Annotated in this window: 14 protein-coding genes and 4 pseudogenes; 9 read left to right on the top strand and 9 right to left on the bottom strand. The window is 43.5% G+C overall.

What is annotated here, in order from left to right; all coding sequences use genetic code 11:
* Window positions 1–180 precede the first annotated feature (180 nt).
* Both ACWGOO_RS10460 and ACWGOO_RS10455 read right to left on the bottom strand, forming a co-directional pair.
* Window positions 181–375: a hypothetical protein gene (locus ACWGOO_RS10460; RefSeq protein WP_452483101.1), complete on the bottom strand. Its 195-nt coding sequence runs from the start codon at window positions 373–375 to the stop codon at window positions 181–183.
* Window positions 376–418: 43 nt separating this feature from the next.
* Window positions 419–1,144: an RNA polymerase sigma factor gene (locus ACWGOO_RS10455; protein WP_452483099.1), complete on the bottom strand. Its 726-nt coding sequence runs from the start codon at window positions 1,142–1,144 to the stop codon at window positions 419–421.
* Between the two features lie 200 nt (window positions 1,145–1,344).
* Here ACWGOO_RS10455 and ACWGOO_RS10450 point away from each other — a divergent pair, with 200 nt between their 5' ends.
* The 5 genes and pseudogenes from ACWGOO_RS10450 (at window position 1,345) to ACWGOO_RS10430 (ending at window position 4,093) form a co-directional block, all read left to right on the top strand.
* On the top strand, window positions 1,345–1,833 hold the full coding sequence (locus ACWGOO_RS10450; protein ID WP_452483097.1) for an ATP-dependent Clp protease proteolytic subunit: 489 nt from the start codon (window positions 1,345–1,347) through the stop codon (window positions 1,831–1,833).
* Between the two features lie 57 nt (window positions 1,834–1,890).
* Entirely contained in the window at window positions 1,891–2,097 is a 207-nt protein-coding gene (locus ACWGOO_RS10445) for a hypothetical protein (RefSeq protein ID WP_134914815.1), read from the top strand.
* 161 nt (window positions 2,098–2,258) lie between these two features.
* Window positions 2,259–2,916, top strand: a pseudogene (locus tag ACWGOO_RS10440) (MBL fold metallo-hydrolase).
* A gap of 550 nt (window positions 2,917–3,466) precedes the next feature.
* Window positions 3,467–3,769 (top strand): helix-turn-helix domain-containing protein, encoded by a 303-nt coding sequence (locus tag ACWGOO_RS10435; protein WP_452483095.1) that lies wholly within the window; start codon window positions 3,467–3,469, stop codon window positions 3,767–3,769.
* Window positions 3,770–3,835: 66 nt separating this feature from the next.
* Window positions 3,836–4,093 (top strand): hypothetical protein, encoded by a 258-nt coding sequence (locus ACWGOO_RS10430; protein ID WP_452483093.1) that lies wholly within the window; start codon window positions 3,836–3,838, stop codon window positions 4,091–4,093.
* Window positions 4,094–4,219: 126 nt separating this feature from the next.
* Here the strand turns inward: ACWGOO_RS10430 and ACWGOO_RS10425 are convergent, their stop codons facing one another.
* On the bottom strand, window positions 4,220–4,912 hold the full coding sequence (locus ACWGOO_RS10425) for a pseudouridine synthase (RefSeq protein ID WP_452483091.1): 693 nt from the start codon (window positions 4,910–4,912) through the stop codon (window positions 4,220–4,222).
* A gap of 139 nt (window positions 4,913–5,051) precedes the next feature.
* Window positions 5,052–5,249 carry a DUF3934 family protein gene (locus ACWGOO_RS10420; RefSeq protein ID WP_134914697.1) on the bottom strand — a complete coding sequence of 66 codons (198 nt, stop codon included), beginning with the start codon at window positions 5,247–5,249 and terminating at the stop codon, window positions 5,052–5,054.
* 269 nt (window positions 5,250–5,518) lie between these two features.
* Between ACWGOO_RS10420 and ACWGOO_RS10415 the strand changes: the two genes are divergently transcribed.
* On the top strand, window positions 5,519–5,938 hold the full coding sequence (locus ACWGOO_RS10415; RefSeq protein WP_452483089.1) for a VOC family protein: 420 nt from the start codon (window positions 5,519–5,521) through the stop codon (window positions 5,936–5,938).
* A gap of 412 nt (window positions 5,939–6,350) precedes the next feature.
* Here the strand turns inward: ACWGOO_RS10415 and ACWGOO_RS10410 are convergent, their stop codons facing one another.
* The gene (locus tag ACWGOO_RS10410) at window positions 6,351–7,943 is read right to left on the bottom strand and encodes a sensor domain-containing diguanylate cyclase (protein ID WP_452483087.1); all 1,593 of its coding nucleotides are present in this window, start codon (window positions 7,941–7,943) and stop codon (window positions 6,351–6,353) included.
* Window positions 7,944–8,298: 355 nt separating this feature from the next.
* Between ACWGOO_RS10410 and ACWGOO_RS10405 the strand changes: the two are divergent.
* A pseudogene (locus ACWGOO_RS10405) lies at window positions 8,299–9,032 on the top strand (IS5 family transposase).
* A gap of 18 nt (window positions 9,033–9,050) precedes the next feature.
* On the opposite strand, the pseudogene ACWGOO_RS10400 reads toward ACWGOO_RS10405, so the two are convergent.
* Both ACWGOO_RS10400 and ACWGOO_RS10395 read right to left on the bottom strand, forming a co-directional pair.
* Window positions 9,051–9,296: pseudogene (locus tag ACWGOO_RS10400) on the bottom strand (4'-phosphopantetheinyl transferase superfamily protein); the annotation flags it as partial.
* A 344-nt stretch (window positions 9,297–9,640) separates the two neighbouring features.
* Window positions 9,641–10,231 (bottom strand): hypothetical protein, encoded by a 591-nt coding sequence (locus tag ACWGOO_RS10395; RefSeq protein ID WP_452483085.1) that lies wholly within the window; start codon window positions 10,229–10,231, stop codon window positions 9,641–9,643.
* Between the two features lie 216 nt (window positions 10,232–10,447).
* On the opposite strand from ACWGOO_RS10395, the pseudogene ACWGOO_RS10390 reads away from it, so the two are divergent.
* Window positions 10,448–10,591, top strand: a pseudogene (locus ACWGOO_RS10390) (IS5/IS1182 family transposase); the annotation flags it as partial.
* An 86-nt stretch (window positions 10,592–10,677) separates the two neighbouring features.
* On the top strand, window positions 10,678–11,154 hold the full coding sequence (locus ACWGOO_RS10385) for an ATP-binding protein (protein ID WP_452483082.1): 477 nt from the start codon (window positions 10,678–10,680) through the stop codon (window positions 11,152–11,154).
* A 102-nt stretch (window positions 11,155–11,256) separates the two neighbouring features.
* Here ACWGOO_RS10385 and aguB read toward each other — a convergent pair whose 3' ends face one another.
* Together aguB and ACWGOO_RS10375 are read right to left on the bottom strand one after the other, a co-directional pair.
* A complete protein-coding gene (gene aguB / locus ACWGOO_RS10380; RefSeq protein WP_452483080.1) occupies window positions 11,257–12,132 on the bottom strand; it encodes an N-carbamoylputrescine amidase in 876 nt (291 codons plus the stop codon).
* Window positions 12,133–12,162: 30 nt separating this feature from the next.
* The gene (locus tag ACWGOO_RS10375; RefSeq protein ID WP_452483078.1) at window positions 12,163–13,194 is read right to left on the bottom strand and encodes an agmatine deiminase family protein; all 1,032 of its coding nucleotides are present in this window, start codon (window positions 13,192–13,194) and stop codon (window positions 12,163–12,165) included.
* Window positions 13,195–13,268: the final 74 nt, after the last annotated feature.

Genomic DNA, 13,268 nt, shown 5'->3' with positions numbered 1-13,268 from the left:
CTTTCGAATTCTGGGTTGCCAGCCGTTTCGGACCATTCACCAGGCGCTTTACATATTAACTTAGAGTTTAACCAAGAATGTACGATAGGCACGACGTTGGCAGATTGCATAGCTAGTGTATGATCGAGCCGATCAAGAACATGAACATCCCAACCGAGAGCTTCAATCTCTTTGCGCTGTTTAATGAGCGGTCCAACTATGTCCACATGTACAATCGCAATGATCGCCGACATCGTTTTTCCGCACAGCCACAATGGACTCTTTGCCATCAGTGGCTGTGCTCTGCATCTGTTCCTGCGCAGCCTGATTTTCACCCTGCTGCTTGTAGTCCCGATAAATCTGTTCGTAAATTTGATTGGCTGGAACTTGTTTCATCAGAAACAACCTCTATTATCAGCTCCGCATTTCTCTTCGCAAACTATGCAGCCATCATACTCATTGTATGGGAATCCGTTTGTTTTACTGAAGCGAGACTCCAGAGCAGCTTATTATTGGCGATTCCGATCACCACATCCGGCTCCATTACATCCTGATGGGAGAGCATAACCATTGCTGCAATATCTCCCATCTGATATGCCGCCGTCAACGTCCTTAGAAAAGTCTTCGAGTTTTCACTTTCCGGTAAGGATAACTCTCCTTTGAGGAGATCCTCCTTGACTGCTCCAAGCGATTTTCGTGCCCGGTGGAGTGCAACTTTTACCGCTCCCTCCGTTGTTTCGAGCATGTCGGATGTCTCACGAATCGAATATCCAAACACATCTCGCAGCAAAAAAACAGTTCTCTGAAGCGGAGATAAATGTTTCATTAAGGACTGCAACGCTATCTCAATTTCAAAAGATTCATTATCCGGTACGGTTACTTTCGCTTGTTCCTTATTCAATATCCGAGTGAAGACTGCTTTTCTCCGTATATCATCAATCCAGGTGTTCTTAGCAATCCGCAGCAAAAGCGCTTTGGGATTTGTATGCTCGAAGCTATTTAACTTTCCTAATGCTTTTACCCAAGTGTCCTGCGCCAGTTCTTCCGCATCCCAATTTGATTTCGTAAGCCACAGACAGTAACGTTTCAGGACCGCCTGTAATTCCTCCAAGTTCTCGATGTTCATTATATTGTCTGCCATTTGTATAGAATCATCTATGCTCATAGGCCTTCTCCTCCACGGTCTTATTCTGTTCCTTTGCTAGAGCAAAGCCTTTTGCTACCTCCAATGTAAACGAACAAGTGGTTGTAAAAGTTACACCATTTACGCAAATCGTTTTTCCATTGAAACCTCCGTATCTTTTTACGGTCTCGGTTCGTTTACAAGGAGAAATCAACTGAACCAGGAAATTGGGGGTATCAAAAATGAGTGTTTATGTTCCTTATGTTGTCGAGCAAACCGCTCAAGGTGAAAGATCGTACGATATCTATTCCAGACTATTAAAGGATCGTATTGTGTTTGTAGGGGCAGCCGTCGACTCTACTTCCGCAGGATTTGCCATTTATGATACGATGCAGTACATCAAACCCGATGTGCACACGATATGTACGGGATTTGCTGCTTCGTTTGGCGCGATCCTGTTGCTGGCGGGCGCCAAAGGGAAACGTTCGGCGCTGCCGAACAGTGAGATTATGATTCATCAGCCGCACGGAGGCGCACAAGGGCAGGCCAGCGATATTGCGATCAGCGCAAAACGAATTTTATGGACTCGTGAAAAGGCAACCCGTATCACAGCTGAACGGACCGGGCAATCTTTTGAAAAAGTCGAAAAAGATATGGACCGGGATTTTTACATGTCCGCTCAGGAGGCACTGGAATATGGTGTTATTGATCAAGTGATAACTTCTTTATAGAGTATGCTCAAACCCTAATGATCCGCAAGAAACTTCAAGAAAATATGAGGTGATATCATGTTAGCAAGCTTACAAGGCAAGGAAGTAACTATTCATTTTATAGATGGGACCCATGTATGCGACGGGGTATTGGATCAGATTGACGACAAGTTCGTTAAATACCTTACGCAATATCAGACTCTTGTTATTCCTATTACGTCAATTCGCACCGTATCCATTGACATTAAAGAACGGCAACGCTACAGAGTTGGATTCGCCCCATGATCCTTTTATAGCATTACTGGCACTCGCCGATTCAACAAGTCGTGCGATCGGATCGGCGAGCCGCATGGGTGGCGTCTTTCTCAACCGGCATGCGATTGTTCAAGGGTGAGGACTTTAATATTATTTTATGTATAAATTTCATTTTACGGAGGCTCGATATTATGGAAATTTCAAAGGGAGTAGAAATGCTTCATCTAGATTTTCATGGGAATATGATTCACCCCATTCTTTTGTGGGATCAGGAAATGGCTGTTTTAATAGACACAGGATTCCCAGGGCAAATTGAAGATTTACGCGTGGCCATGGAAGAGGTAGGCGTGTCGTTCGAAAGTTGTGATTTTGACGCATCAGGATGTGGATCATACAGGCAGTATCCTCGAGATTTTGCAGGAGTGTGGCCATCATATTAAAGTATATGCTCACGAACTGGATAAGCCGTATATTCAGGGGGAGATACCTCTTTTAAAAGATGGTCACCTTGAGAATCCCCCGAAGGGCAAAGTGGACGATACCTTAATAGATGGTCAGGAACTGCCGTATTGCGGCAGGATTCGCGTCATCCATACTCCTGGGCATACTCCCGGTCATATCAGCCTTTATTTAAGGCAAAGTAAGACTCTCATTGCCGGGAATTCGATGTACAGTGTAAACGGGATTCTCGAGGGAATTCATGTCCCGACCACACCGGATATGAATGCAGCTCGTCTCTCATTGAAAAAGTATTTAGATCTGGACATTGCATCCGTGGTTTGTTATCACGGGCGGTTAAGTAATGTAAATGTTAATGATCAGATATTAGGACTTAGCCAAGAATTATAGTTAAAGTTTCAGCAAATTATCTTTTGGTGAACCGATGTTGTTCCGCTAACGAAGAACGTTAGTTGAACTTCACTCTAGCTACGATTTCGAAACCGGATTCCCTTGTAGATCGTAAAGGGTCCGGTTTTTTCATGTAACGAATTGCTTAGCGTAAAATTTTTTTTCCGTTTCGTGAGGTGACCCCTAATAACTGACTGTTCGTTTGAATAGCCGTTGCTGCGCAAGCTCAAATTGCTTAGATACGGAATAAGACGACTTAATTCCGATGACCTCTGACTTATATTTATCAAATACTGCTCCCTCTTAATTATAAAAAATCCCCCCTTTTAAAACCTTATCTTCTGTTGAATATTCGAAAAATATATCTTATTTCAGTCAATTCACTATCAAGGTAATCTCTCGTAAATATGTTTAGTTTCAAAATCATTACTTCAAACAATAAATGGATACCCTCTCGACTGCGTCCCTTCTTGCTCTAAATCTAAATGGTAATCCTCCGGCTAAATAGCGATTATTTCGCTGAGATATTCTTGGTTTGGAGGTGAGTAAGATGTACCAAAGAATCCGAGATTTGCGTGAAGATAGAGATTTGACTCAAACTCAAATGGCACAATATTTGAATTGTAGTCAGCGAATATATAGCAATTACGAACGCGGTGACGTTGACATTCCTACGAGGATTCTAATCAAACTCGCTAATTTCCATAACACAAGCACAGACTACTTGTTAAACAGAACGAAACAAAAAAAAGCCTTACCCGGCAGGTTAGCTCCTTTTAGAAATAACAAAAAGGTAACTCCACATGAAGGAGCTACCTTTAAAATTTTTATAATCGACTCCTCATTCTTTTGAAGTGCCTATATTAAACCCTCTTTCCCGTCAAATACTTCAATCATCATTAATGAGGGATACCGAACGATGAAATGCGAATACGGTGCTATACGGGAATGGGGTCTGGACCTTGGTGAGTGGAACTTGCAGGTTGGAAACGGAATGACGACGAACATCCCCGGCGTTTTCGCCGCAGGCGACTTCGTAGCTTATGAGAACAAGGTCGAATTGATTGCAGGCACCTTCACGAGCGGCATCCTGGCTCTAAACAGCGCCAAGCAGTATATGTTGAGAGATATGGATGACGATCAGCTCCTTTTCAAGGTTATACTACAAAGTAAATGACACGATATAAAATAGTGGTAGCTATTCTTCAATCCGCAACGTGTGCGGCATCTGTTACCAAAGCCACTTTTCCATCTGAATCGTCTTGCTTTGCAACTATATTGTTCTTTCGTCCAGGCAATAGTTCTATTTCAGTTTCGAAAGAAGCAATCCCAGCTCTCCCTCATCCAAGTGTCTCCATTGCCCCCGATCCAGCTTATCCAAGGTAATATTCATGATTCGAATCCGCTCCAGCTTCAGCACCCTATATCCCAAAGCTTTGCACATTCTACGGATTTGCAGATTCAGGCCCTGGGTTAAAATAATTCGAAACTCATATTCGCTTTGCCAATATACCTCACAGGGTTTGGTGATGACGTCCAATATTTCGACACCGCGAGACATGGCCCCTGTAAACTCGTCTGTAACGGGTTTGTCCACGGTTACTACATATTCTTTCTCATGTCCATGCTCGGAACGCATCATTTTATTCACAATCCCTCCGTCGTTGGTTAATAAAATCAATCCCTCCGACGCTTTATCCAGCCTACCGATGGCAAAAATTCGTGAAGGATAGTTGACGTACGTAATAATATTACCCGCCACCTGTTCCGCTGCCGTACAAACAATGCCGACAGGCTTATTCAGAGCTAAATATACAGATCCACTATGATGAATAGGAATGGCTTTCCCGTCGATAAGCACGATATCCTGTGGCTCTACATCCGCCCCTGCTTCACAAACCTTGCCATTTATTGTGATTCGACCTGCTACAATCAATCTGTTGGTTTCCCGTCGTGAGCAAAATCCGGTTTCACTTATGTACTTGTTAATTCGCATAATCCACCTGCTTATGGTTGTAGTATTGGGTTCTAAATGGAACTATGAAGGTTGTACTATTTTTCCGACTAAAAAAACACCTGATTGTTCTTGCTTAATCAGATGTTCGCCTTTTAGGACTGCACTATGCTTGCCCGGCTTATTTGCTACTGCTGCCGCCGCTTTTATTTCTGGTTGGTTTGACAGTACCGCCTTTTGCGCCACCTGTCGCTTTGCTTCCCGGTGCGCCTGTAGAAGCGCTTTTTACCCTGACGGGCTTCGCTGTTTTGTTCCAGCGTGTCCAGCCCTTACTACCTGTACCTCTTCCTGTTCCGCCGCCCTTACTTTTTGCACCCATATAATCACTCCAATAGTATTCGTTCAGACTTAACTAAGCTATCATACCATTACTTTGGACATAATGCCTGCTTGTTTTAAAAATAGCGACAAATAACCTTGTTCCTCTGGCCAGAGACTGTACACAATAAAGATACGCATAATCCTGTCCTTCTAAACGATACACGTTAGATTTATTCATGAGTTTGTAGTATTTTTGCCTATGCACAGGTAATAATGAAATATGAAACTATAGAATGTAAAATACTTAGTCTTAAAGGAGCGAAGCATATGTCGGTTGATGTTTATCTTAATTTTAATGGGAACTGTCGTGAGGCAGCAGAGTTTTACGCAGAGGTTTTTGGTACGGAAAAACCAAGAATTATGACGTTTGGGCAAACTCCGCCTAACCCCGAGTTTCCTCTTCCAGAAGAAGCGAAAAACCTAGTCATGCACACGCGGCTTAATATTGATGGAAGTAATGTTATGTTTTCAGATGTTTTTCCCAATATGCCTTTTGTTGCTGGAACCAACATCAGCCTTGCCATTGTCAATAAGGATGAAGAGAGAATTAGATCGCTGTTTCATAAATTAAAAGAAGGGGGAACCGTGAGTATGGAGCTTCAAGAAACATTCTGGAGCAAATGTTACGGGAGTCTCAAAGATAAGTTTGGGATTGAATGGCTATTTAATTATGATGGCGAAAACTGAACAAGCAGTGCTTTAGAACATCATAAAATAAAGGGATGTGGAATTCTTCTACTATAAAAAAGTCCTACATCTCTTTGATTTATGTTATAGCTCATCTTGTATACTCATTCTATGAAGTATTTTTGCCTCCTCACTATTCTGAATGGGTAAAATATACTTAGATGTAAAATAGTATAATATTTATGGTTGAGCTGATCTACATTTTTCAATATCTGTTCCCATAAAACTCGACTTGACGTCTATCAGTATTCTTGACAATTACATGTTCTAAAGCCAAGAAAACTAATTGTTGAACCCAAAGATGCATCATTAACATAGCTTCCTTTTTGAAGAAAAGACGGTTGTACCTTGATATCCACGTAAGTAAACTATCCGCCCAAATTGCTGATTGAAAGCGATTTGAGGAATCGTTTTAACCCTCAGCAACTATCGTTCTGTTCCTTCCTCTGCTCTTGGCCAGGTACAATGCCTGATCCGCCTTCTCTAGCAGCTCCTCCCGCTCTGACGCATGCAAAGGGTAATTGGCTATACCCTGAGAAACCGTAACTCGTATCGGAATGGGAGCCCTGCTTTGTTTCAAATCCCGACGGATTCTTTCGGCTACGTTGAAGGCCTCCTCGGATCTTGTGCCATCCAGCAGAATCACGAACTCTTCGCCGCCGTAGCGATAGCAGACATCGTCCGGGCGAAGCGAGGTAACTATAACTTCGGCAACATGTTTCAGCACTTCGTCACCGATGAGATGGCCGTAGGTGTCGTTTATAAATTTAAATTTATCTACATCCAGCATAATGAGCGAAAACGGAAAACCAGAAGCTATCCATTGACTTATCGTATATTCAAGGGATCTTCGGTTCATTAAGCCGGTCAGGGCGTCCGTCGCGGCTTCCTGAGTCAGTTGATCCGTCTGCTTTTGAATATCTGTTACGGCAAGTAATACAGCCTTGGTGAGCAAATCGGCCTCCCTGCTCCAATTTGGCTTCGCTTCTGGCAATACAATCTTTTCCTTGCCCATCTTGCTCACCAGATTTGCCAGATAGACAAAAGGCCGGGCCAATCTGAATGCTACGAGTATGACGCCCATCAGCAGTATGATGAAAGGAAGCAACGAATACCACAGAATTGTCCGAATGTGGTCCATCAGTTGATGATGGATTAGACCAATCGGCGACACGACCACAATTCCCCATCCGTTGGCCGGAACACTGGAGTAACCGGCAAGCATCTCCACGCCACTGATATCGCGTACTTGCTGTTTCCCGCTTTCCCCCTTCATCAGCTTCTGCACAACCTTATTGTTGCTGACATCCGCCCCAATGAGCTGCTTGTCCGGGTGATACAGCAGATGTCCTTTCGAATCGACAATATAATAATAAGAACCCGAATTGTCCACGTTGTTATTGCCAAAAATCTTAGACAGGATATTGTTCTCCTGCAGATAAAGCGTGCCTCCCAAAATACCGAGATATGTACCGGTTCTGCTGAAAATCGGTTGACTCATAAACACGATTAGTCTCTTAGTGCTTGAAGTCATGTAAGGGGAGGAAATGAAAGGTTTTGGGGTCGCCAAAGCTTCCAGACCAACTTTTGATGTGATATGCTTGCCCGCTCTCCCCAACCCAGTCGGTACTAAGTTGCAGATCAACCCATTGGCATTAATCACTATGATAGAATTGAAGAAATTGCTGCTGTTGCGCATCAGCTCTAAATAATCGTCCACTTGTTTCGAAGTCATGGCATCGACATTGGAGAGTTTATCGGCACTGTATTCCAAGCTGCCACGCATGGATTGAAATAAAGAATTCATCGTCTTGGAAATGTTGTCAGCTTGGGAGTAATTTAAATGAAGCGTCGTCTCTGTCAATGATTTTTTTTGAGACTCATAGGAGCCAACCAGAAGAATACTCGAGGTTAGCAGAACCATCAGCACCACCAAGCCCGTTAGCAACAATGTGAGACTGAGCTTTTTACTTTGACGAAGCTCATCCCTTCTCAGTATAAGCAAAGTATCCCCCCTCCTTTGTTCCTATAAACTTGTCAAATCTATAATACAGCAATTTAAGATATTCTTCGACAATGAATCAGTGAACCACATTGGAAATGTTTACAAGTTCTTACCCTTTTCGGCTAAGGATATATGTTCTTGTCTCTCCCTTTGGACAAGAACATATATCCTTAAAACAAAAAAATGCGAGTTACGCGGCTTCTTATGAATAATCTTAGCTTCTTCAACTGACCACGCCCTTCATATCATAAAAAGTAGATTTGCATTAGGGCGTGTCTGAAAACTAGATATTGCTTCAAAAGTGAAACCGTAGCCTAATTTTACAAGGACGAAATCACGGAGGGCTTGTATAAAGATGCTAAGACGCCACGAAATCAAAGACCAAGATTGGGAACGGATACAAGATTTATTGCCGCCTGAAAACAGAGGAGAAGGCAGACCCTCGAGACCCCATCGGGTGATGCTGGATGGAATGCTTTGGAAAGTCAAAACAAGTGCTCCTTGGCGTGATTTGCCTGAACGATTCGGTCCTTAGAAAACCGTGTATTCTCGTTTTCGTTTGTGGAGCAAGGGTGCGGACTTACAGGATGTATCGATTAACAGCACCTCCTGCAAAGTTCATCAGCATGCGGCGGGGGCTAAAAAGGGGCTGAAAACGCCGAAACCAATCCAGAAATCGGACTTTCCCGAGGGGGGCGAAACACCAAAATCCACACAGTAGTGGACGCGCTGGGTAATCCAGTTCGCCTGTTTTTAACGCCTGGAAATATCCATGATTGCACAGTGGCGGTTGAAGTTCTCTCTGGCGTAACGCTGTCCGAAAGCGTTGTTTTAGCCGATAAAGCCTACGGAACCACTGACATTCGAACGTACATTAAATCGCAAGACGCAACGTTCTGCATCCCTCCCAAGTCGAATACGGCAACTCCTTGGAATTGCGACTTGTACCACTATAAAGAACAGCATGTTGTGGAATGTTTTTTCAACAAACTCAAACAATTCCGCGGGATTGCAACACGCTATGACAAGCTTGCTCGAAACTTTTTGAGCTTTGCCTTTTTGGCTTCTGCCATGATCTTGTTGAAATAGCTCCTTTATATGGAGTTTTCAGACACGCCCTAGTGAATAGGTTACCATCACAAAATCCGCAAACTCTTCTGTTGTTGTCACACATTCGTTGCTATTTTTAACCCAACTACCATCATTAAATTCCGTGGATTTCAGATCGTAAACGATCCCGCAGCCCAAATATTTGCCGTAACTTTCCTTTTGCGCCCATAGCCGTGTAAAAACTGCATTCTTATCAGCACTGTGTTCTACAAACTTTTTTTCGCGGAGAGAAAGCACCGTTTTCCCTAGCCCCTCGTCGTAGCAACGAGTTCCTGAACATCAATCCCAACCTTATATTTTGAAATGGCACAGGCAACGGCTTTTTTGCAATGGGACATGTTAAATTTGATTTCCGAAGCATCAGCCAATGCAGGTTTTCCGTTTTCATGAAGTATCAGATCAGGTTTGTCCTTGTAGTAGAACTCTTTCAACAGACCAATTCTCAGTAAAAGGTACACCAGAACGCTTCTAATCTTGTCATTATCAAACCTTGGAGAAGGCGTTCCATCTTATCAACCACAGACCACCAAAATGTTTGTGAGTGGAAACCCTCTTAGAAGAACTGTTTCACTTGGCTTGATAATCCATCATCTCAAATAATTAATACTCGTAATCAAAATATGGGCAATTCCAAAAATAGCACATGGAATAAGAAGGATATAGTTTTTCATCCAAAGACCGACAAAAAAGAAATACAAAGGCGGCATGGAAGCAATTCCTAAGATGAGTAACCACGGAGCAACCACCCCATTAAAATAGAATATCCAAGAAATATAATAGATTGCCAAAAACAGAATGGCCAGTCCAATATAAAAGTTACTGTTTCTTCCTTCGCCTTTACTTATCAGAACAACCATTAGAATAACTGTCATCATTCCAAACATTCCCTCTATAACATTCAATATATTATAAGCAGAAGTGTTTTTCGTGAGCACATTATTTGCTGGAGGAACAAGCTTCCATATAATATTAGGAAGCAACTGTAATGCATATAACAAAAGACCTAACATAGAAAAATGAATCCCATAATCTTTCATAATCCCCCCTCCATATTCCTTAATATAATTATCATACCACGTTTTAAATATTTCTGGATTTCTTAAATTTCGCATTTTAGTAGTTCTCATTTTATGAAATTCCAAGGTTATTGTATCCATATTCATGCCTTCACGTTTCAATATTTAACTCTCGTATAACGTTTCTGTATCCAAAAACACCGAGTTGTCAGCTGAATCCCATCCCACAGACCGAGGCTTCATAGGAGACTCAGCTTGAGTATAATTTCCAGTTTCCCAGAAACGTCTTTATTTATTTTGTTCAGCCATAAAGAACTCCAAACTGATTAATTCATCTTGTTGTAATCCCTTTTGATCCACAAGTGATGATCGATCCACCATCGTCCGCGTGGGCGCAAAAGGGAGCAGAACCGGCAAGCCATCGGACGTTCGCGCGGAGGATTAACCACCAAAATTCATGTGATGGTGGATGCGATTGGCTATCCGCTACGTTTCGAATTGACGCCAGGACAAGACCACGATTCGGTTATGGGCTATGAATAACTCATGGACCGATTCTCCTTGTATGAATGCTGGTGTGGTAACTTTCATTCTACACGAATCAGGCCATGGGCCCTTTTTTATTGATTTCCAGCAGGTGTCGCACTTCATATTACAATCCGTCATTTTGTTGCACCGCTCCTTTTGACGTAACCGTTAGGCTGTATACTCCTTGGCTGGAAAGAATCATTAACAATTGGGTAGCCAATGCTCTGCTGCATAATCCGCCGGATACGGTGCTTATCGTCTCGGTTATACCGGGCGAAGGTGGCAAGGGACTCACCATTCAGTTCGCTGATAATGGTACGGGAATGGATGAAAATACAGTAAACCGATTGTTTGAGCGTTACTACCGTGGAACCGCTACCTCTGCGGCGTTGAATGGAACAGGCCTAGGCATGGCCATATCCAAAGGGCTGATCGAAGCCTTGGGTGGTCAAATTACGGTGGAAACAACTTTGGAGAAAGGCACTGTCATTCGCCTTATTTGGCATGATGATGATGCTGGAAACGGAATAGAAATGAACATTAATGAAAACTTATGATTACAAACTTAAAATCCCCTTCCCGAAAAGCCGGGCGAATCCAAATGAGGGAAACGCCTTGGCTTGCCAGTAAGGGGAACTTTGTCTATGTTCGTATAAAGATTATACTTTTAAATCACCGTCATAGGTAGCAATCGTTTTATATAGCTCCGGGCGGCGGTCACGGAAAATGCCCCATTCAATCCGCCCCACTTCCAGCTCGTCCAGATCAAATTCAGCAGTAAGCACTTCCTCATCGGTGCGACCCGCTTCTGCAATTTTGTTACCCTGTGGCCCGGCAATAAAGGATGAGCCGTAGAACGTGATACTGGAGTCCTCATCTGTCTCCATTCCAATGCGATTGGAAGCAATAACTGGCAGCAGATTGGAAGCAGCATGACCAAGCATGCACGTCTGCCAGTGATCCTTGGAGTCAATGGAAGAATCCTGCGGTTCCGAACCAATTGCCGTTGGATAAAACAAAATTTCTGCACCCATCAGCGCCATACAGCGGGCAGCTTCAGGATACCATTGATCCCAACAAATGCCTATCCCAATTTTAGCATATCGTGTATTCCACACTTTAAAGCCGGTATCACCTGGATTAAAATAGAACTTTTCCTCATAACCGGGGCCATCCGGGATGTGGCTCTTGCGGTATTTACCCAACACTTCACCGTCTGCATCAATCACAGCAAGACTGTTGTAGCGGGCATAGTTTTTTTTCTCATAAAAGCTGATGGGCAGCACCACCTGCAATTCTTTGGCAATCTTTTTAAAATGGTTAACCGCCTTGTTATGCTCCAACTCGGTTGCATATGCAAAATAATCGGACTTTTCCTTCTGGCAGAAGTACGGGGTCTCGAACAATTCTTGCAGTAAAATAATTTGCGCGCCTTGTGCTGCCGCTTCACGCACCAGCTTCTCAGCTTTGCTTATATTTTCATCAATGTTGGTAGAGCAACTCATTTGGGTTGCCGCCACTTTTACTTTTCTCACGTCAGTCCTCCTCTTGGATGTTTATATAGTTCAATTATTTACAGCAGGCATCTGCTGGGTAGTGCAGTGTACATTACCGCCTTCACGAATGACCGCCATGCCGTCCACGGTACGAATGGTACGTTCCGGAAATACGTTTGCCAGCACCTGCTCGGCTACGCGGTCGCTTTCAGTAGCAGTGCCGCCAAACACCGGCAAAATAATGCCGCCGTTCACAAAGTAGAAGTTGATATAACTCAACGTCAACCGACTGTCGTCATAATCCACGCGCGGCGGTTGCCCGATTTGGATCACTTCCAGCTTGCGGCCTTTTGCATCCGTTGCCTGCTCCAGAATACGCAGGTTTTCCTGTGTAATTTCGTAATTTTCATCCATAGGATCATCACATACTTGCATAATGACCTTACCGGGAGCAGCAAAGCAAGCAATATTGTCCACATGCCCATCCGTTTCGTCGCCACTAAGTCCACGTTTCAGCCAGATAATCTTCTCAACGCCTGTATACTCGCACACATACCGTTCGATTTCTTCCCTGCTTAATTCCGGATTGCGGTTCGAATTCAGCAAACACTCTTCTGTTGTAATCAGTGTGCCTTCGCCGTCTACGTGCAGTGAGCCGCCTTCCATGACAAGCGGTGCATCAAACCTCGGTAATCCAAGCTTGTCCAAAATTTGCGGCGCTACCTGGTCATCCAGGTCCCACGGAGCGTATTTGCCGCCCCAGGCATTGAACTTCCAGTTCACACCTGCTAACTGTCCATGCTCATTCGTTACAAAAGTAGGACCGTTGTCACGCAGCCACGCATCGTTATGCTCTATCGGTAGCAGTTCCACTCGTACTCCCAGCTCAAGCGCCCGGACACTCTCCAGATCAGCTGGATTTACGACCACGGTAACTGGTTCAAACTCAGCCATGGCGCGTACAATTCCAGCGTAGCCCTTGCATACATCGGTATGCATATCCGGGTAAACCATGGAAGACCGTACAGGCCAGGAAATATACGTACGTTCATGCGGCGCCCATTCAGGCGGCATCTTATAATGTGAATCCTTAATTTGCATGTGTTGAAACTCTCTTTCTTCATCATAATATTGAGTCTTATCTATAAATGTTAAATTTTGTATAATAATAAACA

The sequence above is a fragment of the Paenibacillus sp. NPDC055715 genome, assembly GCF_053617595.1.
This window is presented reverse-complemented; position numbering and strand designations above follow the sequence as displayed.

Excerpts from the sequence above, each read along its gene's own strand:
- ACWGOO_RS10430 (WP_452483093.1), top strand. The coding sequence starts at position 3,836 with ATGAAATGCGAATACGGTGCTATACGGGAATGGGGTCTGGACCTTGGT.
- ACWGOO_RS10445 (WP_134914815.1), top strand. The coding sequence starts at position 1,891 with ATGTTAGCAAGCTTACAAGGCAAGGAAGTAACTATTCATTTTATAGAT.
- ACWGOO_RS10460 (WP_452483101.1), bottom strand. The coding sequence starts at position 375 with ATGAAACAAGTTCCAGCCAATCAAATTTACGAACAGATTTATCGGGAC.
- ACWGOO_RS10450 (WP_452483097.1), top strand. The coding sequence starts at position 1,345 with ATGAGTGTTTATGTTCCTTATGTTGTCGAGCAAACCGCTCAAGGTGAA.
- ACWGOO_RS10420 (WP_134914697.1), bottom strand. The coding sequence starts at position 5,249 with ATGGGTGCAAAAAGTAAGGGCGGCGGAACAGGAAGAGGTACAGGTAGT.
- ACWGOO_RS10415 (WP_452483089.1), top strand. The coding sequence starts at position 5,519 with ATGTCGGTTGATGTTTATCTTAATTTTAATGGGAACTGTCGTGAGGCA.
- ACWGOO_RS10385 (WP_452483082.1), top strand. The coding sequence starts at position 10,678 with ATGGGCCCTTTTTTATTGATTTCCAGCAGGTGTCGCACTTCATATTAC.
- ACWGOO_RS10435 (WP_452483095.1), top strand. The coding sequence starts at position 3,467 with ATGTACCAAAGAATCCGAGATTTGCGTGAAGATAGAGATTTGACTCAA.
- ACWGOO_RS10425 (WP_452483091.1), bottom strand. The coding sequence starts at position 4,912 with ATGCGAATTAACAAGTACATAAGTGAAACCGGATTTTGCTCACGACGG.
- ACWGOO_RS10455 (WP_452483099.1), bottom strand. The coding sequence starts at position 1,144 with ATGAGCATAGATGATTCTATACAAATGGCAGACAATATAATGAACATC.
- ACWGOO_RS10375 (WP_452483078.1), bottom strand. The coding sequence starts at position 13,194 with ATGCAAATTAAGGATTCACATTATAAGATGCCGCCTGAATGGGCGCCG.